The organism is Alkalihalobacterium alkalinitrilicum, assembly GCF_002019605.1.
Taxonomy (GTDB): Bacteria; Bacillota; Bacilli; order Bacillales; family Bacillaceae_F; genus Alkalihalobacterium; species Alkalihalobacterium alkalinitrilicum.
In genome coordinates, this window is the sequence record NZ_KV917368.1 from 870678 (window position 1) to 893079 (window position 22402).

17 protein-coding genes and 1 pseudogene are annotated in these 22402 nt (G+C 37.0%); 15 read left to right on the forward strand and 3 right to left on the reverse strand.

Going from position 1 to position 22402, the window contains the following annotated elements; translation table 11 throughout:
- Window positions 1-271: 271 nt before the first annotated feature.
- The 14 genes and pseudogenes from BK574_RS04215 (at window position 272) to BK574_RS04270 (ending at window position 14963) form a co-directional block, all read left to right on the forward strand.
- Window positions 272-1903, forward strand: coding sequence for a flavin-containing monooxygenase (locus BK574_RS04215; protein WP_078427638.1), 1632 nt, complete (start codon window positions 272-274; stop codon window positions 1901-1903).
- Window positions 1904-2095: 192 nt separating this feature from the next.
- Complete coding sequence (locus BK574_RS04220; RefSeq protein ID WP_078427639.1) at window positions 2096-3286, forward strand: serine hydrolase domain-containing protein; 1191 nt, start codon at window positions 2096-2098, stop codon at window positions 3284-3286.
- Window positions 3287-3489: 203 nt separating this feature from the next.
- Window positions 3490-5217 (forward strand): CocE/NonD family hydrolase, encoded by a 1728-nt coding sequence (locus tag BK574_RS04225; protein WP_078427640.1) that lies wholly within the window; start codon window positions 3490-3492, stop codon window positions 5215-5217.
- Between the two features lie 145 nt (window positions 5218-5362).
- The gene (locus tag BK574_RS04230; RefSeq protein ID WP_078427641.1) at window positions 5363-5665 is read left to right on the forward strand and encodes an EthD family reductase; all 303 of its coding nucleotides are present in this window, start codon (window positions 5363-5365) and stop codon (window positions 5663-5665) included.
- A gap of 274 nt (window positions 5666-5939) precedes the next feature.
- The gene (locus tag BK574_RS04235; RefSeq protein WP_238458113.1) at window positions 5940-6593 is read left to right on the forward strand and encodes an SDR family oxidoreductase; all 654 of its coding nucleotides are present in this window, start codon (window positions 5940-5942) and stop codon (window positions 6591-6593) included.
- A 453-nt stretch (window positions 6594-7046) separates the two neighbouring features.
- Window positions 7047-9026 (forward strand): sigma-54-dependent Fis family transcriptional regulator, encoded by a 1980-nt coding sequence (locus tag BK574_RS04240; RefSeq protein ID WP_078427642.1) that lies wholly within the window; start codon window positions 7047-7049, stop codon window positions 9024-9026.
- Window positions 9027-9473: 447 nt separating this feature from the next.
- Window positions 9474-9935 (forward strand): flavin-containing monooxygenase, encoded by a 462-nt coding sequence (locus tag BK574_RS28230; protein ID WP_238457945.1) that lies wholly within the window; start codon window positions 9474-9476, stop codon window positions 9933-9935.
- Between the two features lie 53 nt (window positions 9936-9988).
- A pseudogene (locus BK574_RS28235) lies at window positions 9989-10048 on the forward strand (hypothetical protein); the annotation flags it as partial.
- A 66-nt stretch (window positions 10049-10114) separates the two neighbouring features.
- On the forward strand, window positions 10115-11101 hold the full coding sequence (locus tag BK574_RS28240) for an NAD(P)/FAD-dependent oxidoreductase (protein ID WP_238457946.1): 987 nt from the start codon (window positions 10115-10117) through the stop codon (window positions 11099-11101).
- Between the two features lie 355 nt (window positions 11102-11456).
- The gene (locus tag BK574_RS04250; RefSeq protein ID WP_158211527.1) at window positions 11457-11759 is read left to right on the forward strand and encodes an EthD family reductase; all 303 of its coding nucleotides are present in this window, start codon (window positions 11457-11459) and stop codon (window positions 11757-11759) included.
- 87 nt (window positions 11760-11846) lie between these two features.
- The gene (locus BK574_RS04255) at window positions 11847-12779 is read left to right on the forward strand and encodes an alpha/beta hydrolase (protein WP_142247893.1); all 933 of its coding nucleotides are present in this window, start codon (window positions 11847-11849) and stop codon (window positions 12777-12779) included.
- Between the two features lie 194 nt (window positions 12780-12973).
- Window positions 12974-14206, forward strand: coding sequence for an IS91 family transposase (locus tag BK574_RS04260; protein ID WP_078427644.1), 1233 nt, complete (start codon window positions 12974-12976; stop codon window positions 14204-14206).
- A complete protein-coding gene (locus BK574_RS04265; protein WP_142247897.1) occupies window positions 14184-14444 on the forward strand; it encodes a hypothetical protein in 261 nt (86 codons plus the stop codon). Before BK574_RS04260 ends, BK574_RS04265 begins: the two co-directional genes overlap by 23 nt.
- A gap of 126 nt (window positions 14445-14570) precedes the next feature.
- On the forward strand, window positions 14571-14963 hold the full coding sequence (locus BK574_RS04270; protein WP_078427645.1) for a hypothetical protein: 393 nt from the start codon (window positions 14571-14573) through the stop codon (window positions 14961-14963).
- Window positions 14964-15372: 409 nt separating this feature from the next.
- Here BK574_RS04270 and BK574_RS04275 read toward each other — a convergent pair whose 3' ends face one another.
- The 3 genes from BK574_RS04275 to BK574_RS04285 are packed head-to-tail and all read right to left on the reverse strand — an operon-like array spanning window position 15373 to window position 20622.
- On the reverse strand, window positions 15373-15873 hold the full coding sequence (locus BK574_RS04275; RefSeq protein ID WP_078427646.1) for a GNAT family N-acetyltransferase: 501 nt from the start codon (window positions 15871-15873) through the stop codon (window positions 15373-15375).
- A gap of 5 nt (window positions 15874-15878) precedes the next feature.
- Window positions 15879-16904 carry a glutathione S-transferase family protein gene (locus tag BK574_RS04280; RefSeq protein ID WP_169917336.1) on the reverse strand — a complete coding sequence of 342 codons (1026 nt, stop codon included), beginning with the start codon at window positions 16902-16904 and terminating at the stop codon, window positions 15879-15881.
- Between the two features lie 58 nt (window positions 16905-16962).
- Entirely contained in the window at window positions 16963-20622 is a 3660-nt protein-coding gene (locus BK574_RS04285; protein ID WP_078427648.1) for a P-loop domain-containing protein, read from the reverse strand.
- A gap of 1187 nt (window positions 20623-21809) precedes the next feature.
- On the opposite strand from BK574_RS04285, the gene BK574_RS04290 reads away from it, so the two are divergent.
- Window positions 21810-22379: a TetR/AcrR family transcriptional regulator gene (locus BK574_RS04290; RefSeq protein WP_078427649.1), complete on the forward strand. Its 570-nt coding sequence runs from the start codon at window positions 21810-21812 to the stop codon at window positions 22377-22379.
- Window positions 22380-22402: the final 23 nt, after the last annotated feature.

Genomic DNA, 22402 nt, shown 5'->3' on the forward strand with positions numbered 1-22402 from the left:
GTGTACTGTAGAGGTTCATTCATTTAATCACCAGAAAGTTCTTTCAACTTTTTTTTATTAAACTATTGGTCATTACCACCTATTTGGCACAGTAATTGCAATTATATGTTCAAGTAAGGAAATCATTCATTAAATGATTAAATAATGAAAGGGTGATAATGGAAAGGAGATCTAATGGGGGAGGCCAGCAGATAAAAGTTCTACAAAACACGCATGCAAATTTATGAAAATCAAGAAAATCCATTAAATAGGAACAGAAGGAGAGATTGATATGACGAAAATTCAAGAATTTGACGCGATTGTTGTAGGTGCTGGTTATAGTGGAATGTATATGCTTCATTTATTGCAAAAGGAGGGCTACTCTGTTCGTTTATTTGAGGCAGGTGGTAACGTTGGTGGTACATGGTATTGGAATCGTTATCCAGGTGCACGCTGCGATACTCCAAGTGAATTCTATTGTTACACTTTTTCAGAAGAACTTTATAAGGATTGGTCCTGGTTTTCCTTATATCCAGAGCAATCAGAAATACTAGATTATTTGAATTATGTTGTAGATAAGCTAGATCTTCGGAAAGATATCCAGTTTAACACGAGAGCCACATCAGCTGAGTATGATGAGACGATTAACAGGTGGCGAATTCGTACTGATGATGGAAACGTTACACTAGCAAAATATTTCATTCCAGCCATTGGTAGTTTAGCTGCATCGCATACACCTGATATTAAAGGGTTAGAAAGCTTCGAAGGGGAAAAATATCATACGAGTAAATGGCCACATGAAGGCGTTGATTTGAAGGGAAAACGAGTAGGCGTTATCGGTACGGGCTCGACTGGCGTTCAAGCGATTGCAGCCATTGCAAAGGAAGCAGAACATCTTACCGTTTTTCAGCGTACAGCTCAATACGCTTTCCCAGTGAAAAACCCATTACTTGATCCAGATGAAATTAAGAATATGAAAGATAATTTCCAAGAGTTAAGAGGCAAAATACGTGAACACCCTATTGGTATGCCTTCTTTCCCGCTGGTCAATGATTATTCGGCACTTGATGACTCACCAGAAGAACGTAATAAGCTATTTGAGCAGCTCTGGCAAAATGGGAGAGGTTTTCAATTTTTATTCGCATACAATGACCTTGTAACTAGTGATGATGCTAATGAAACTTTAGCCGATTTTGTCCGTTCCAAGATCAAGGAGATTGTAAAAGATCCTGAAACAGCTGAGAATTTAATGCCGACGTTCTTTGTAGGTGGAAAACGTCCTATTTGCGCAACGAGTTACTATGAAACGTATAATCGAGAAAATGTTTCCCTTGTTAATCTGAAGAAAACACCTTTCGTTGAATGTACGAAAAAGGGATTACGAACAACCGAAGAAGAGCATGAGTTGGACATGATTGTATTTGCGAGTGGTTTTGACGCAATGACAGGTGCGTTAATGAATGCTGATATCCGTGGAAGAAATGGGATTTTGTTAAGGGAAAAATGGGAAGATGGAAATAATTTAAAGACGTACCTCGGGATGACAAACGTAGAATTCCCAAATATGTTTACCATAGGAGGCGTTCATTTCCCATTAATGATTAATGTTCCCCCAGTAGGTGAGGTACTCGCAGAGTGGATTATTGATTGTATAAAATATATGGATGAGAACGGTATTGGAGAAATTGAGGCTACTCTAGAAGCTGAAGAAGCATGGACGAAAGAATTGAATGAAATAGGAAACGAGTCCTTCTATCCAAAGGTTGACAGTTGGTACACAGGGGCAAATATTGAAGGAAAGCCACGCGGATTTTTAGGTCACCCAGGCGATTTTATCATCTATCAAGAACAACTAGCTGCATCTAGAGATTATAAAGGATTTAAATTTATACCTTTACAAGACACCGCAAAAAAGTCATCTTGATATCATAATTAGACTCCCACTTCCAAGGCTTTATGGAACAAGAAAGTCTAAGTGGAAGAAATAATCGTTTACTAGATAGTAAGAAAAATTGTGAGATAGTAGAATCTCTTAATTTATCCGAATATTTTTAAAATAATACCAATACATTGATACTATGATTCTTTTTTCGTTAATTTAAAGGAGGAAAATAATATGAATAATCAACAGCTTGATAATATCTTAAAACAATCAATAGGAGATACGAACATTCCTGGTGTAGTAGCTTGCGTTGCAAACGATCAAGGAATGATTTACGAAGGGGCTTTTGGTCAGCGTAGTTTAGACAGTGATGTAGAAATGACTACAGACTCTGTATTTTGGATCGCCTCAATGACGAAAGCGGTTACATCTGTTGCTGCCATGCAGTTGGTAGAACAAGGGAAACTTGAATTGGACAAACCATTAAAAAGTGTTCTCCCACAGTTAAATGAAATCGGAGTAATGGAAGGCGTTGATAACGATGGTCAGCCTATCGTTCGAGAACCCAAAAATCCAATTACGTTACGTCATTTACTAACACATACCGCTGGATTTACTTATCACTTCTTTAACGAAGATACCATCAAATATATACAAGCAAAAAATTTACCAGACATAACAGAATGTAAAAATGACGCCTTAATGACGGCGCTAGCCTTTGATCCTGGCGAACTTTGGGAGTACGGGATTAACACAGATTGGGTGGGTAAAGCCATCGAAGCTGTCACTGGTCAAAGTTTACGTGATTATTTTCAAGAAAATATTTTTAGTCCATTAGGGATGAAGGATACAGATTTTGTAATTCAATCAGAGGCACGTGAACGACTAGTCGCTATGCATGCAAGAGCTGAGGAGCAAAAGCTTGTGACAATGCCATTTGAAATTCCTCAAGAACCTGAATTTTTTATGGCCGGGGGAGGATTGTATTCAACGGCAGGTGACTACATGAAATTACTTCAAATGATATTACACGGTGGTACATTAAACGGAAAACAAATTCTTAAAAACGAAACCATAGAGGAAATGGGTAAAAATCAAATTGGTGACCTAAATGTAGGAGCATTGGTCAGTACGAACCCAGCTCTAACGAATGATTATGAAGCTTTCCCTGAAATGGATAAAAAATGGGGACTAGGATTTCTCATTACAACGGAAGATGCAGCAACTGGAAGAAGAGCAGGAAGCTTATCATGGGCTGGACTAGCTAACACATACTTCTGGATTGACCCTGTTAGCAAGATCACTGGAGTCGTTTTAACGCAAATCTTACCGTTTGCAGATCAAAAAGTGTTAAATCTCGTTGATCAATTTGAAGCAAAAATTTACGAGGAAGCTTCTGAAAAACTTGTATCAGAAGGTAATTAAGAGGACCAAATAATAGATGAACAAATTGTTGTAAAAAGACATGAACTAGCTTTCAGTGGGGGGAATGAACCCCTCACTGAAAGCAGTTATTAAAAGAGAAAGCAGTATAGAAGGATCGTAAAAGATACAAGACGGTTCAACAGAAAGGTGGGATGTATATGACTGTAAGCAAAGTGATCGTATAACATAATATTCCAGCAGTGATGCGGGATGGGACAACTCTCAGGGCCAATATTTATCGCCCTGCTGAAAAAGGAAGCTATCCAGTTCTTTTGGCGCGCCTTCCGTATTCGAAAGATCTGCCAATTTTCCATGCCTATTTTGATCCCATTCAAGCCGCCAAACATGGATATATTGTCGTCATCCAAGATTCGCGTGGACGTTTTCAATCTGATGGGGAATGGGACCCTTTTGTCGACGAATTTAATGATGGTTATGATACGGTCGAATGGGCTGCCAAGTTGCCAGATGCTGATGGACAAGTAGGGATGTGGGGAATTTCCTATTTCGGAATGACCCAGTGGCAAGCCGCCGTAATGCAACGGCCATCCCTTAAAGCGATTGTTCCAGGTCAGACATGGGGAAATTACTTAACAGGTGTTTTTTGGCGTGGGGGTGCTAGAGAACTAGGAGCATTACGACATTGGGTTCACTCCTTTTTATCTTGGGATACGGTATTAAAAAAATATCGTGAATCAGAGAAACTTCCGCAAATTCTAGCAGAAAATGTTGCTTTGGTAGATAACTTAACAGAATCGTTTAAAACAGCACCCTTAAAAGATTCTCCAGACCCTGGAGAGGTTTTACCTTATATGTACGATTGGTTGAAACATTCGTTTAGAGATTCATATTGGAATGACCTCAATATCGACCAACGTTACGACAAAGTCGATGTTCCAAATTTACACGTGGGTGGTTGGTATGACAAGTTTTTAAATGGAACCCTAGAGCAATATCAAGCAATGAAGGAACAGGCTTTACAATTAAATATTCCTCTTCCTCGCCTAATCGTCGGTCCGTGGCAGCACGGTACATTTGATAGTTTCGTAGGAGAAGAAGAATTTGGATTTCTCTCATCTGGAGCATTGCTTAATTTCGGTGGGAATATAACTGAGCAGCATCTGAAGTTTTATGACGCGATTTTAAAAGGAGAAAACGCCGCATTACAAAATGTCCCGCCTGTACAAATTTTTGTGATGGGAGACAATCAATGGCGAGGTTATGAAGAATGGCCAGTACCTGATGCTAAAGAGGAAAGGTTGTATTTTCATAGTGAAGGCCATGCCAATACCAGGTTTGGTAATGGGCACCTAAATTGGGAGAAACCAAATACGGAAGAACAACATGATACGTATTTGTATGATCCTGAACAACCAGTGCCAACCAAAGGTGGTCCTCTTCTCTTGCCTGCAAAAGTCAAAGGCGGTGCGGTTGATCAATCCCAATTAGAAGAGCGTTCGGACATTCTTTGTTATACGTCAGAAGTTCTAGAGCAGGATTATACGGTAATTGGGAATGTATCTGCTACGTTGTACGCTGCTTCGTCTGCACGAGATACTGACTTTGTTGTCCGTTTAGTGGATGTCCATCCCGACGGAAAGGCAGTGAATATTACGGACGGTATTATCCGAGCAAGCGCTAGAGAAAGTTATCCAGAGCCAGGCTTATTTCAACCGACAAACCCAAGTTTGATTGAGCCTGAAAGAATATATAAATATTCGGTAGACATGTGGGCAACAGCCATGACGTTTAAAGCTGGGCATCGGATTCGAGTGGAAGTATCTAGCAGCAATTTTCCACGCTGGGACCGAAATTTAAATACGGGACAAGATAGCCTTACATCCTCAGATTCACAAACAGCGATACAAAGCATTTTTCATAATCCAACCTATCCGAGCTCCATTACATTGCCTGTTGTTCAAAAGCAATAAAAGTTCGGAGGACATAGGTTTTAACTTTTGTTATTTTGATAGATTTGACATTAACTTTAAGAATTATAAGGACATCAAATAATTATCTGGCATCTATTTTCAATGTATAGAAGCAGCAAAAATAATCGATTGGGAGGAAAACAAAATGGCAAAATTAATGGTAATTTATGATCAACCTAGTAACAAGGAAGGATTTGATGGGCATTACTTCGGTACCCATGTTCCATTAGCTGAGAAGTTACCTAACGTTAGGAGTGTTCAAGCAAATCGTGTAGTTGGAGTACAAAACAGCGAAACAAATCCATATTTAGTCGTTCAACTGGAATTTGAAAATGCAGAAGAATTAAATCAGGGCTTGGGATCGCCGCAAGGTCAAGACTTAACGGCAGATGTGAAAAATTTAATGGAATTTTTAACAAAGCCGCCAGCTATTTTAATTGTTGATTAGTTTTGATCTTTTGTAGGCTGGTTATAATAGGAAGCTCATGTGACATAAATAGATAAATAAGTTGAGGTGTCTGCTCTTCGTACTGCATTTGTACGTAGAACAGGCACTTTTTGAATATATCCCCTTGAATTTTCCTAATCAACAAGTCGAATAGAAATTGGTATTCCTAGTAAAGTAAGCTTGGTTTCTAGACATTATCATCCTTTTTGATTTATGATTACCATACAGGATTCATAATTGGTTGGATTCTTTATTTGAATTAGAAGGGGTGGAGATCTTGAAAGTTCTCGTCGTTGGTGCAAATGGCCAAATTGGAAAACATCTTATTTCATTGATTCAAAATAGTGATAGCCTTAAAGCAAAGGCAATGATCCGTAATCAGGAGCAAGCGGGATTTTTTGAAAATTTAGGTGCGGAAACTGTAGTAGTTGATCTTGAACAGGACATCGACACCATTGCAAAAGCTGCGGTGGGAGTAGATGCGGTTGTATTTACAGCAGGCTCAGGGGCACATACAGGGAAAGACAAGACGATTATGGTTGATTTGGACGGTGCTGTGAAAACCATTGAGGCAGCTAAAGTTGCAGGGGTGAAACGTTTTATTATGATTAGTTCGTTTGACACGAGACGTGAAGCGATATTGGCTGCACCTCCGTCGTTTGCGCCATATGTGGCGGCAAAACATTATGCCGATGAATGGTTAAAGCGGACGGATTTGGATTATACGATTATTCATCCTGGCTTGCTAACTAATAATCAAGGTACAGGAAAAATAAAGGCAGCAGACGAAGTGGCCAGAGATGAAATTCCAAGAGAGGACGTAGCAAGCGTCATCTTGGCAACTTTAGAAAATGACTCAACAATCGGGAAGGAATTCCAGCTAGTAACTGGAAATACGCCGATAAAGGAAGCAGTTCTTTCTATTTAAGTTATTGAGCAAAGTTATAACTCAAAAACTAAAGTAAAATGATTCTTTAGGAATCGATTTTATATCGATTCCTTTATTTTTGTATAGGATAACCTAATAATGAGCTTTTTGCTAGACTAGTTTTTCAATAACTATAACAAAAACAAATTCGAATCCATCATAACCTAGTACATACATTGACAATTCTGAATATTGATAATATTATGTTATTATGTTCTATTTTTTAGGAAGCTCTAAACAGATTACCGAAAAGAGAACCTGTTATACTATACCCTTCAATCGGCGTTAATACATATTATCGCAAACAAAACCACAAACCCGAACCTAATTTAATAACTTTCCTTTCACATCATTTAATAGATCTATTCTAAAAGTACAAATCCATTTTACTCTACTGTGATTGAATTCTCTCTATTAATCAAAAATATTATTGTATAGGTTTGGAGGATTGCTATGCAGTATAACTATTTAAAGACGGTTAAAAAGTTTGATGAATTTGTTAAGCTGGATCAAACGATTAAACAAAATTGGGAGCGCTTTCATAACAAAGAATATTCATTAGTTACATTGGACGATTTAATCATTAATTCGTGGCATAGATGTAAACAGTATGGTTTAAATCCATATCAAAAAACACCAGTCCCTCCTGTTCAGGGAAATTCATTAAAGGAAAAAAAAGAACAGAATAGCGCTTATTTAGATGCTACTTTGACAATTATAAAAGGTTATTTTCAGGATAATTGTGATTTAGTTTGGGATATTACGGACTCAGACGGAATTGTACTTGAAACCGTAGCAAACAGAGAATATTATAAACTAGCTGAGCATTTAAATTGTATCCCTGGACAAAATTTTAGTGAAGAAACAATTGGTACCAATGCTACTGGATTAGCACTGCTACATAATCAAACCGTTCAAGTATTTGCAGCAGAACACTTTGTTCAACAATTTGAGCCGTATGTTACATCGGCATCACCGATCAATGATCCGTTTACAGGACAGCTAGTAGGTGTATTACATATGGCATCAGATAAGAATGTCGTTTTAGCACATGATGTTTCACTGCTAGAACTAAAGAAAAATCAAATTGAACAAATGCTAGGAGAACGTATTTTGAAAGAAAATATCGAGATTTTCAAGAGTGTTTTTGACTCTTTTCAGGATCCATATATTCTTTTTAACAATAAAGGAATGATCCTCCGATGTAATGATGTAGCCAAACATGTTCTCCATGCAAAGGTGGGGGCTTCTTTGAAACAAGTACTTGAGTCTAAATTAAAGATAGGTACATTGGATAGGAATTTTTTGATGGGGATGCAAGAGCCGCTCCGTTTGAAGGATGGAAGCGAATGGAAACTTGTATACCACCCTTATATGAGGGAAGGAAACATTTATGGAGGAGTCGCAATCTTCCAAAAGTGTCGCAATTTACGACAACCACCCAAAAAAGTAGACCAACCTACTAGATACCAATTTTCCGATATTTTAACGAAAGACCCTTCAATGGTAAAGGTGATCAAGTTAGCGAAAAAAGCCGCATATAGCGAAAAAACGATATTAATCAATGGAGAAACGGGTACGGGGAAAGAGTTGATTGCTCATTCTATCCATTCGTATGGCCCCAATTCCAACATGCCCTTTATCGAGGTAAACTGTGGAGCTATTCCTAAGGAACTCGTTGCAAGTGAGTTGTTTGGTTATGAGGGCGGCGCTTTTACTGGAGCTAGAGCCAAAGGAATGAAAGGGAAATTTCAATTGGCTGATAAAGGGACTATATTTTTAGATGAAATTGGTGACTTGCCTATAGAGGTGCAAGTATATTTACTTCGAGTCTTGGAAGAGAGAATGATCACGCCAATTGGGGGATCTAAACCTATTCCCATTCAAGTACGTGTTATCGCGGCTACGCATAAAAATTTAGAGAAAGAAGTGGAAGAAGGACGATTTAGAGAGGATCTTTTCCATAGATTAAATGTTATTCCAATAAGAATACCTCCTTTAAGAGAACGAAAGAACGATATTGAACAATTAACTCGATACTTTCTTGAGCAATTTAAAGAAGGTATAACGCCACCGACTATAGACGACGAAGTAATAGAGGTTTTAACGAATTACAAGTGGTCAGGTAATATCCGACAATTAAAAAATGTCGTTCAAAGAATGATTTTTACATCGGATGACTCAAGAATCTGTTTGAGTGATCTTCCTCAAGAACTTTTATGTTCTCCTCCATCATCAAATAGTGAAAGCAATGACCATCATTTTGTGCTTAAGAGAAATAATAAGTATTCGAAAAAGCAAATTGATAAGAATACATTAATTCAGACTTTGGAAGAGACAAAAGGTAACATTTCTGAAACCGCTCGAATGCTTAATACAACACGTGTTACGATCTATAAAAAAATAAATAGGTTCAACTTGTCGTACCAATAGAATGGTAATGTTAATCAGTATTTGTTTAGTTTTTAGGTTTACACTAAATGCGCCACGTCCTGTGGAGAGGTCTGTGTGCCCACATTGTGGTCCTGAACCACATTCAGCGGGGGAGAAGGAACCCTATTAAAATTTATAAAGCAAGGTAAAAGTAGATGCCAACAGATCTCTTTTACCTTGCTTTTCTTTGAGAAAAAATCGAAGGGAGTTGTACTGTAGATTGATTCAAATTAATAAGGTTGGTCTGATCACGTAATTATAATCATAATTGGCATAGTATTTGCAATATATTCAAGTAAGGCAATCACTATTGAAATGATTTAATCGTGAAAGGGTGAAAAGGCTGATATAAAATGGGAAAAGCAAGCTATTATAAGCTCTAACCATAAAGGCACAGTTTATTAAATTTAAGAAAAATATCTTAATATTTACGAAAGGAGAGAATGTATGACTAAAAACCAAGAATTTGACGCTATTATCGTAGGGGCTGGTTTTTCGGGAATGTATATGCTTCATTTATTACGTGAACAGGGATTTTCTGTTCGCCTATATGAAGCAGGTAGTAATGTTGGGGGTACTTGGTATTGGAATCGCTATCCAGGTGCACGGTGCGATATTCCAACAGAATTCTATTGTTACACGTTCTCAGAAGAAATTCATAGAGAATGGACATGGTCTTCCGTTTATCCTGAACAATCTGAAATCCTAGACTACTGTAATTTTGTGGCCAATAAGCTAGACCTTCGCAGAGATATTGAGTTCAACACTAGGCTTACATCCGCGGAGTATGATGAGGGGAATAAAAGGTGGAAAGTCATTACGGGTAATGGAGATGTTGTCCAAGCAAAATATTTCATTCCAGCGTTAGGAAATGTGTCAGTACCTCATGCTCCTAAAATAAAGGTTTAGAACATTTCCAAGGCGAAACCTACCACACGAGTCGTTGGCCACATGAAGAAGTAGACTTTAATGGCAAACGAGTAGCCGTTATCGGTACAGGTTCAAGTGGCGTCCAAGCTATTACATCTATTGCGAAAAAAGCTGAACATCTTACAGTTTTTCAGCGGACAGCACAATTTGTTACCCCTGTGAAAAATCCTTTACTAACTTCAGATCAAGTAAAAGAAATGAAGGATAATTTTCCTGAATTAAGACGTAAAATACGAGAACATCTTATGGGGGCGCCTGCCTTTAATTTAAGAAGGCCTTATTCAGCACTCGAAGATACACCAGTAGAACGTCAAAAGTTTTATGAAGGTCTCTGGCAAGAACAAAATGGTTTTCAATTACTATTTTCCTACGCTGATATTACGCTAGACGATGAAGCTAACGATACGTTAGCAGAATTTGTCCGTTCCAAGATCAAAGAAATTGTAAAAGATCCTGAAAAGGCAGAGAATCTACTTCCAACGTACCTTATCGGTGGGAAACGGCCTGTTGTCGCTACAAACTATTATGAAACGTATAATCAAGAAAACGTGTCACTAATTAATTTGAAAAAAACACCGATTGTTGAATGTACAACCAAGGGATTGCGAACAACAGAAGGTGAATATGAGTTCGACGTTATTGTATTTGCGAGCGGTTTCGATGCGATGACTGGACCATTAATGAAAGCCAATATCCGTGGAAGAAATGGAATGTTGTTAAAAGATAAATGGGAAGACGGAGAAAATATTAAGACATTCCTCGGTGTTTGTAATGTTGGATTTCCGAATATGTTTTCCATTACAGGTCCTCATTTCCCTTTAACGACAAATGCGATTACGGTAAATGAGGTAATCGTAGAATGGATTTTTGATTGTATTAAATATGTTGAAGAACAGGGGATTGAAGAAACTGAGGCAACTGCTGAAGCAGAAGAAACGTGGACAAACCATGTGAATGAAGTAGGGGAACAGTCAATTTACGCAAAAGTTGACAGCTGGTATACAGGGGCAAATATCGAAGGGAAACCGCGTGCATTTTTAGGTTATACTGGGGATTACTTAACCTTTCAAGAACTATTTAATAATGCTAGAGATTACAAAGGGTTAATACTAACACCAAAGCAAAACACGGCTGCAGAAAAATAACTAGATGCGTAATTATTCAAGAGCACTTTTTGGGAAAAACGTACATTACAGCCTGTTTCATAAATCATTCATATGAATGCTAGATTCTAGATTAGTTAAAACTTAACTTAAGATGTTATTTAATGAGCTAAAAACAAGTAAACAAAGAATGTAAATTTCTCGGTTCACTCTACAAATTCAACTGAGTTACTTTCTACTCTTTCAACCTATCGAATGATGAATATATTATGCAGAAATACGGTTGTAAAATTTAGAAAATTCTGTATATAATAAACTCAATGGAATTATTTTACTGTTCCAAAAGTCATAAGTATATTTAAAAATGAAAAAATCTATTATTTTGGAGGAAAATGAAATGGCAAAAGTATTAGTAGTGTATGATCAACCAACGAACAAAGAAGGATTTGATGGACATTATTTTGGTACCCACGTTCCTTTGGCTGAGAAATTACCTAATGTTAAGAGTGTTCAAGCCAATCGTGTATTGGGAGTCCAAAACAGCGATTTAAATCCATACTTAGTAGTTCAACTCGAATTTGAAAATGCAGAAGAGCTTAATCAAAACTTGGGTTCGCCGCAAGGACAAGAATTAACCGCAGACGTAAAAAATCTAATGGAGTTTTTAGCGAAGCCACCAGCTATTATCATCGTTGATTAAGATTTCTTCCGAATTGCTTTTTCCATAAAAGTTTAGGGAGACAGGTGTACTTCTGAAAATATAGGAAAAATCTAGGAGGGTTATAGAATGACAGTTAATGAGATTACGAAACAATTTCTTGATATGCTAAATGCGGGACCACCAATCACTTCATTTTCTCCAGTGGAAGCGCGAGCGGCAATTGATGCCATGCTTGAACTTCGATCAGAACCGGAAGCGGTTTCAAAAATTGAAGATCAAACGATTTCTGTGGATAATGGAGAAATTAACGTGAGAATTTATACTCCTGATGGGACTGGCCCATTCCGACTCTTTGTATACTATCATGGAGGAGGCTATGTCATAGGGAATTTGGAATTCGTTGACCATGGGTGCCGTTCAATTGCCAATGCTGGTAATTGTGTTGTCGTCTCCGCAGAATATCGTAAATCACCAGAATATAAGTTCCCCATTCCAGTAGAAGATTGCTATAAAGCTTTAGAATGGGTACATGCGAATGCTGCGCAACTGAATGGGGATCCTTCAAAAATCATCGTGGGTGGAGATAGCGCTGGAGGAAATTTATCGGCTGTAATGACACAATTGACAAAAGAGCGTAAAGGGCCAGCGATTGCAGCACAAGTCTTACTATACCCTGGGTCAGATTTAAATTTGGGTTATCAATCTGTACAGGAGTATGGGGAAGGGTATGGACTGGACGTGGAATTGATTAACTGGTTTGTGGACCATTATCTTAATCATCCATCGGAACGTGATCATCGATATGCTTCATCGATAATGGCTGAAGATTTAAGTAATTTACCGCCAGCGCTTGTCATTACAGCAGAGCTTGATCCCATTCGTGATCAAGGGAAAGCATATGCAAATCGACTTGAAGAAGCTGGTGTTCCTGTCCAATCTATTTGCATGGAAGGTCATATTCACGGTTACTTCAGCTACCCACCTTTTGCTGAAAGCATGAAGATTACAGCGAAGGATATCGGGCAGTTTGTGAACAATACCTTAGCTACATCGGTTTAAACCAAACGTACCTGGAATGAACGTTGTTGAGATCAATTGTATTTTCTTTAATAATGTTCTCGTTTATAAAATGAGGGGTCCGAGGCTGTAAAGCAAGGACCCTTTTTTTATTGTATAGGAAATTATAAAATTCTTAATCTGTGGATAAGTGTGTTGTAAAATAGAATTAAAAAAATCGGGAAGGAAACGGTACAGTGAAGAAGCAAGGTATTGTTAAACAAATTTTGAAGGATCACTTTGATGGATTTTGGAAGCTACACAATAACTTATTTCCAGAAAAACTACAAAAGGATATTCAAGAAACAGTGGAAAAAGCAATGCGTTGTGGATCTAGTGATACGGGATATGCAAAGTACGAGTGTTTAGGGTGTGAAGGGAATCCAGCCCCTGTTTTCGTATGTTTTACATGTAAGAGTCGTTTTTGTCACAGGTGTGGAAAGAAATATACAGATGAATGGACCGAAAAACAAGTGGAATGTATATTAGATGTCCCTCATCGTCATATGGTGTTCACTGTACCAAAAGAGCTTCGCCAGGTGTTCTTTAAAGATCGTAAAAAATTAAATGAGTTAGCTAAAGAAGTAGCACAAGTATTTGATTTTTGGTATAAGAAGAAAAATAAGAAAAGACAGTTAGAAGTTGGTGTCATAACTGGTATTCACACATTCGGAAGAGACCTGAAATTTAACCCACATATTCATGCATTGGTTACTGAGGGCGCAATTGATAAGGAGAAGGAATGGGTTCCAATTGATTTCATTCCTTATAATTATTTGAGAAAGTCTTGGCAAAAATTATTGATGGATTTAATGATGAAATGGTTTCCAAATCGAGCCGATGTTAAACAGTTAGTTGATCAGCTATACATACGGTACCCTCATGGCTTTTATGTGAATGCAGAAAAAAAGATGAAGAATGCGAAAGGAGCTGCCAAATATATCGGGAGATATTTAGCTAGACCAGCGATTGCCGAATATCGAATTGAAAAGTATGACTATAACTCTGTTCACTTTTGGTACGAAGATCATCAGACTGGCAAAAAGATCGATAAAAAAGTGTCTGTTTATCGGTTTATTTATGAGCTCATTCAACATATACCACCAAAACATTTTCGAATGGTAGGACGGTTTGGTCTGTACAGCCGTCGAAAAAATACGCAGTCAAAAAAGATTATAAATGTGTGGAACTTTATGCGTACGAAACAGATTGAATTTCTCTTTGAACAAAAGAGAAGAAAGAAAACATACCGTCAACGAATGATGGAAGCTTTTGAAACTGATCCTCTTCAATGTCCGCACTGTAAAGGGAAAATGGATCTAGTAGGAATATGGCATTCGGAGTATGGCTGGGTCTATCATTATATGGACGAAATTGAAATGATCAAACATTGGAGGAGAAGAAGTGATGAGCGAGAAAAAGCAGGATAAACAAAAGCTAGAAGAAGATGACTTATTTAAGGACATTGGAGACTGGCTTGACTTAAGTGAAAAAGAAGAGTTCATAATATTTAAGTGTATTGATTGTGGCTGTATCGATCAGGTTCCTGCGTTTATTATTGGTGAATTTTCCTATGATTTAGAAGAAGGGGAAGAAGTAGAATTAGAGTGTCCAGAATGTAACGGCACATTACGAGTAGCGAGTGAAAGTCCCGAAGTTAATGAGTAACTTCGGGACGTGATTAAGTCGCGTTAGCGATTTTGTTCTTATAGCTGACTTACATAACAATTTTGCAAAAGACCAGACCTTGCTTAGGAAAATGTAGAAACAAATTAAAATAGTAAAGGTGATCACGTGAATGTTAAACAATTACAATTACTGATTGATCAAACGATAAAGGACGTGTGGGTAAAAAATATATTTGAAGATTACCAATCATCCTACTTATTAAAAGAAGATACGTTAAAAAATGCTTTGTACTATCATCTGAGAAATCAACTTCAGAGTATCTTAGCTAAATACAATTTAAGAATTTTTACCGAGTTTCATTATAAAGGAGTGATTGCGGATTTGGCGATTGTCGTTTTAAATGGATTAGATGATCATACAGGTCACTTAAAAGATGAGGTAATAGATGTTTTAGCTATTATAGAAGTGAAGTACAAGCATGGTGGAAGTCTAGCACCTTTTGAGAACGACCTTGAAAAAGTAAATAATTACATAACAATTAAACCGATAGATCACTAGTAAAATAATAATTTTTTTAGGTAATCAGCGAAATAGCAATATGATAGCTATTGATATCATATTGCTATTTCTTGTTCTAAAGAAGGTTTAGCTATATAAAGGATAATTAACATTCTTAGAGTTTATTACCGTGAAAACAGGCTGGCTAAGACACTTTCAGGATTTGGAGTCATTACAGAAGTGTGTATAGCGAGTAGGATTGGAGCAATTGATTGAATATTTTAGTATTTATTTTGCAAGATGACGTCCTATCATTCCGTCTTGCAAAAATAAGTGTTGAGTTTGTCCACAATAAGTTAATTCGTTAACAAGATGAGGATATGTTTTTATAATATAATTGCGAATTCCCTTTATCTAGTAAAGGATAGCCCCTCATCATCTAACAGACAATGAAGGGCTAGTACAGGAATTAAATCTCTAACCGAAACGCCTTTACAATGATCCCATCATTGGCAGGTTCGAAATCGTCTTCTGGGATTCGGGTGAAGCCAAATTGTTCATATAATTTAATTGCATTTTTCATAAATTCCCCTGTATGTAAGCCGATGGAACGATGGCCTTTATTTTTCGTACGGTTAATGCATTCCTTGACTAGAGCAGATGCGACTCCTGTTCCACGGGCTGAAGGGGCTACAGCTAGCATTCGTATTTCATAGTGATTGAGTACATCACCAAATCCTTCGTATGCTTTTACTTTTGGGGGAAAAAGCACGACACTGCCCGCGATTTCTCCTTCGACTTCCGCGACGATGATTTCCGCTTCAGCTTGTAAATCGGCTTCTGAGAGGATCGATTGTTTTAACGCTTGCCAGTGGCCTTCAGGGAGTACACTGGCGTATTCTTCATAAGCTTGCACACGTTGCAGGCGGATGGTGGGTAATTCCTTTGATAGAGCATCACGTAGGATCATTATCTTCACTCCTTAGTGTCGATCAAAAATTTTTCTTTTTGATTACTTAAGCGTTCCCGGCCATGTGGAGTCGTCCAACCCGATAGGTCTGGACCCTTTGGCAGAATTTTGACATTCTCTTTATCTACAAAAATTGTAATGGACATATGATAATGCTTTTTAATCGAGTCAAAGTCGGTTGTGTCTCCGAAGCCTGTTGTTTGGTACAAGTCGCGAACGTAACCCCATAAATTCGGGAATTCTTTAATCAGGTTACGATTCGTATTAAATGCAGAATAATACGCTACGTCAAACCGAACTAATGTAGCATAAAAACGAATATCCGAGTCCGTTATATAATCTCCAAATAAGAAACGTTGGTTCGATAGACGTTGCTCCAATTCATCTAATCTCGCAAATAATTGATCATATGCTTGTTCGTATGCTTCTTGAGAGAGAGCAAATCCACACTTATATACACCATTATTAATGTCGTGAAAGATGACTTCGTTTAAAGCATCGATGTCTGCTCGTAATGATTCAGGATATAAATTCGGCGCATGTTCTTTATGAAACGGTTTCCAGACAGTTTCTAGATAATTTGTTAGTTTAAAATAATCGTTATTGACGACTCGATGATTGGTTACATCGACGATGACTGGAACAGTTGGTCTTCCGCTGTATTCAGGATCTGTTTTTTTATAAATTTCGCTCATATATTGAATGCCTAAAACAGGATCGACTCCATTTTCATCTAATGAAAACTCCCAATCTACTTGAGCAATCTTCGGACGAAGAGGGCTTGCGGTTCCTAGACTAATCACTTGATCAAGTCCCAGTAAACTTCGAACAATTACCGTACGGTGGGCCCAAGGGCAAGCGGGTGTCCATAATAAGCGATAACGATTCGCTTCAACAGGAAGTTCACCAGGGTTATTTCCAAAAGGGGTAGTAAATCTATTCGTTTGTCGATTAAAAGAACCGTCTGTTGAGATTTCATTCGCTTTTGCGCTAATCGTGCTCTTAAGACTGTCGTTTTGAATTGGATTCAATCGAATATCATCCTTTCATAAATAGGGTAGGTAGTCATACATAATCTTTACTGTATACCTAGTTTTCAACGTTAAATAAACTTTGATGCTGTACAATGCGATGGCCTGTTTGATATACATTGGCTTCGAGATTGGCCTGTTCGTAGGTAAAGAGCATGGCCAATTTTTTTAACAAGACATCCATATCGTTAGTCGGTTCGCTAGATTGTAGCATCTCGATGGCTTTTGTTAATACATCTAAGTGTTTCTGATAAAGTGGTCCAAAAGTGGCTTCATCCATCGAATCGTTCATCATCCGCTCATAGATGGCGTAAGCATAAATGAATTGAAGGATCCCTTTTTCCAAATCGGAATAATGCTTTAAGTTGGTTGATTCTACTAAATACGAAAGATATTCATGCCACCTGTTACCGATGGGTTGGGCACCATTGCGGACTAACAGATATTTTATACGTAAACCTTGGTAGAGCAATTGACTTTTCAGTTGTTCATCTTCGAGTGTTAAGATATTTTCTAGTAAATCGTTGAGATCTGTATTTTCATCCAATGTTGGAATGTGTTCAACAACTTTTTCATATAACTCTTTCGTATAGTTAACTTCTGTGTCTTTAACGGGCGTATATGTTTTTTCCATAATATCTAGTAGAGTTGTTTGATCAGGAGTTTTCTCGATCTCGCTGTGATGAATCCAGCGTAAATAAGAGTTACAAATTTCAAAAAGATGATAAAGTACTTCTCCACTCATATTCCTCTCTATGGATTGAGTTAGAACAAAACTTAATGTCAGGGCATGATCAGTTGTAACTTTTTGGTGATTAAGAGCAAATAATTTAGCTTGAAGTTCAGTTAAGTTAGTAACTGCTTCGACTATCTTTGTATAGAGCGCTATAGATTCTTGCTCATAAATGTTGGAGTACTCATTGTCACCAATATCGAAGAATGGTAAATTAAACCGCATTTCTGATATCCCATGCTTTAGATCATAACGCTTGAATAGCATTTTTAGATGAGTTAAGTGCACTTCATAGCTAGCCGCTAAAATGGGAATTGGGTAGTGATGGTTGACTATCTTTAAAAAATGTTCATAAATCTTTTCGCCTTCGTCCCAATCCATATCTTTGAAACACTTATTGATTCTACTATCAATCGCTTGCACCATTAAATAGCGGTGCTCAGGATATTTCGCCCATTCTTTAGTGAAGTTCTTCCAATCAATCATACGACTTCCAGCCATGTTCAAACCGATAATATGTTGCTTGTTTTTTTGATCAATGAAAGGTTTTACTAGTATTGCACGGTCCAAATTACGCTCTTTATCGTAGACGTATTCATTCGGAAATAGGGTGCCCATTATCATATCAAGAATTAACGTACGACCAATGGCTTCATAATTAGACGAAGTAATTACTGGTAGATAGGCTCCCTTTTTGATATCCTGATAAACGGATTGTTGCTCACCTTTGACTATATGCATCTCCATTAAATAATAGTCGAGTAGCTCAACACGTTCTTTTTTCTCATAGGGAAGGGCACCACGCATTAAAAGAATGAGTATGTCCATTTCTCGTTTCGACTCGACATAGGGATAGGTACGTTTAATAATGGAATGAATGTTTTGTATATACTCAGCCTTTTGTTTTGTAGTTTCCTTACATAGTAAGAACAACAGCATTTCCTTTTCTGTTAATTGCTGTTCAACAGGCTTGATAGCTATCGCATCCCACATATTTTGAAGCATGTCTAGGGCACTTTGAATTTGATCGTTTTGTAAAAATTGTTGTTTTATGCTTTGATGACGGATTTCGTATACATATGCATCATTTTCCCAGTATGACGTTAACCAACATTTCACATCTCGCATTAAGCCTAGTACTTTAAAGGTGGGACTTTCTAAAGTGAGTAAATAACTGATTTGTTCAAGAGTTAAAGCTTTAGGAGCTACTGCTAATAAAGCGAAGACTTGATACAAGATGTAACAATGCTTGTCTGTATATAGCTCATGCAGCATCTTTAAAAATTCATCCACGACCTCGTTGTAGGTGGTTAACTGATCTTGATTAAATTTTTGAACGAGCACGATGGGACGAGTATATAGAAAGCGATATTCTGTGACAGGTAATAGTTGAGTGCGAATGATTTGTTCGTCTTTATTGGTTTGTTTCTTTAAATACTTCTCTAATAATTCAATGTTATCAAGATGTTCTCTTGTAACTACGTATCGGTCATATGGTTTTTCTAGTGTAACTGTTGGACGTGACGTTACTAAAATGGAAAGATGATCTGATACTGCTTGTTTTATGGGTAAAAGCTTTTGCACCCACTGTAATTGATCAGGGGACAACTCATCTAATCCATCAAGGATGATTAGCAATTGTTCTTTGTCTGTATACTCAGCATAAATCTTTCGATAAAAGTCTAATAATGCTAATAGATTTTTTTCTGTTGGCTGATTGCGGAAGTGATCTGCAATTGGATAGAGCGGAATTTTGTGCTCTGCGCCTTGAACTTTCATCGATGTTAGCACATCAAATAAGGTATTTTTGAAGTAACTTTCAATATCTTGAATAAATGAGTTGAAATAAATCGTCCGAATCGTTGTCTGCGAAAAGCCTTCAGACTTAGGCACTTTATTCATTTTTCGTTCATCAATGGCATGAATGAACGTCGTTTTGCCCATTCCTTCTTCCATGATGAGGTGTTTTGTGAAGGATACATCGTTGTGTAGTAAGTGTTCTAGCCAATTGAAAAGATATTCTGGCTTCACAAAATCTTCTTTTAGCTCGGTTAGAAGCTGTTGTTCATATGCTTCACTAATAAAATCAAGTGGGATGTGTTGTGAACTATCAAGAACGCTTGATTGATGATTCGATTGAACAAACTTTCGATAATCTTTTTCTATATGTTTATGAGAACGGTAATATTTTTGCCCATTAGAGTAATCTAAATAGCCAATCAGTTTTTTATTAGAGTAAAAACTATCAAATAATAATAAGTGATCTGCCTCTTTCTCTAAATAAGCTTTTTCAAGTACTTGTTTTTTTGCTAACTGAATACCTACACCATTTTGCTGTAAGACATATTTTAGTTGTTGAAAAGCTTGTTGGATGTTTTTCTGGAGAAAGAAATTTTCTAAAATAGATAGGTATTTATGTAGTTTTTCTTTGAAATCTTCTTTTTCGGCATTCCCCAAAGCCCCATGGCCAATGTAATCATTACGCCATTTTACAATTTTATGCTCCTTATAAATCTTGCCAACCGTTTGTGCAATCGTTTCGATCGCTTCATGTTCAGACGATTTCGCATCTTGGTTTTTAAAGATGTTTGTAATTTTTTTCAAGGCTGTTTCCCAGTGCCCTAAAGATAGCACCTGAGAAAGTATATCGTGCATAAGTTGCTGTTGCTCATCATTTAGCTTCGACTTTTGTTGTTTTAATAGACTGACATAATATAAGACAGGATATTTGGCAATCACCTCAAAAACATCCTTTATTTGCAAAAAGACACCGTAAAGTTGATTTTCTTCAATCAGCTCATTTAAACGATGAAATTCGTGGAAAATGAGAGCTGGGTATACTTTTTGCAAATTTATGAAATCTGCAGAAAATGTAAAATGTATTGATTCTACTTGTAACTTTTGTACCTCATCAATTAGTTCCTTTAATGTTAATCCTTTTGCCGCAGCAAGTTGCTCAAGATGTTTCCGTAATTCCTGATCCAAATTTTTCAACTCCATTCATTGGTACAAATAAAAAATATAAGTTATTGGAATGTTTTTCCGACTTCTATTTTACTTTTTTTTGCAGTGAAATTAAACTATCAAAAGGTCAGATTTAATATCGAAATCTTCATTCTTGTTTCTATTTCTTCATAAATGACAGTAGGAGAGGTACAGGTTGCTTTTGCTAGACTATAGAGTACATAGAAAGGAGGGTTTCTTTTACCGTTTTCAATATCAATTATGTATCTTTCAGAAAGACCAGCATCATTAGTGAATTCTAGTCCACCAGTGGGAAGGCTTTCAGCAGTACTTGAAGCAGAACCATGTGGTTGGATAAAGGATAATTGTTTATCGTGGTAAGTTGTGCCAATAGCTTAATCAGAAATGATGCGAGATCCTGATAAAGAAAAATCAGCAAGAGTGATGCAAGAGATGCTGCAACTGAAGAAGATTGATATAGAAAAACTAAGGGAAGTATATAATCAATAAATAAAATATTAAATGTATTATTTCGTTTACTTGGAGAAAGAGTGAACCAAGGGGTCAAATAAATCTAGGGGTAAACCTTTGCTTTCGACAGAACTGATAGTGAAGTTTAATAAGCGAACAATAAGACATCCTATTGTCCGCTTAATGTAATGATTTCGACCATTTTCTTTTGATTTATACAACGCGTAGTCTGCCTTTTCATATAATTAATTTATAGATTCTCCAGTATCTTTAATTTCTTAATCTCATTTTCAGATCGTTAGGTGATTTCAATAATTCCTTGAATGGGAGAAGCCTTTTTGGATCATTCGTCGGGCTTTATCGATTTTCCCTTTGATTATTCCTTCCCATCTTTCCATTTTCCAACCCTTTTTCTAATCCTTTTCGTTCCCATGAAGTCATCAGTTCTATAATGTAATTTACCTCATTTTTTGGAATGTGTTTTAGTTGTACATGCAATGGACTTTCTTCGTTCCTTGATAATTTAGATTAGTTTTCAAAAATGCCTATCGGTAAGGTCGATCGGCGTAGTTTTCGTAGTGGCGACTAGAGTAGAAGAACATACAAAAGATTAAAAGTTTAATATCATTGTGACTATCCGAATATATTGGGCTTTACATAAAAGGAAGAATATGTATAATTAATGATATATAACATATGTTATATATCGAATGTTATTTAAGGGGTGCTATTTTTTTATGCCGCCAAAGAAGAAATTTTCACAAATTCAAATTATAGATGCAGCTTTTGAAATCGCAAAAGTAGAGGGCATTAGCCACATTACCATACGAAAGGTGGCTGACCGAATCGGAAGTTCCATAGCTCCAATTTACGTTAATTTCACAGATGTTGAGGACCTTAAAAAGGCAGTAATGAAAAAAATAGTGGAATTAAGCGAACAAAAGCTTAAAGAACAAAATTCGGGGAACCCCTTTAAAGATATTGGGATTGCTAGTCTTAAATTTGCCGAAGAATATCCTGATCTTGTGAGAGATTTAATAATGAATCCCAACGAGTATTTACAAGAATACGATCAAGAAATGGATTTTATCGCCCACATGAAACAGGATCCAGGCCTTCAGGGATTTACAGATGATGAATTGATGATGATCTTCGTAAAAATGAGAGCCTTTCAAATCGGTTTGACGATGATGGTTGCAAATCGACTAGTTCCAACGGAGTTTACGATGGATGAGATGATAGAACTTTCTGGAAGTGCTGCTGAAGACATTATAAGTGCGACCAGATTACGTAAAGCAAAGGAATAATGGATAATCATGCGAAGTTTGGT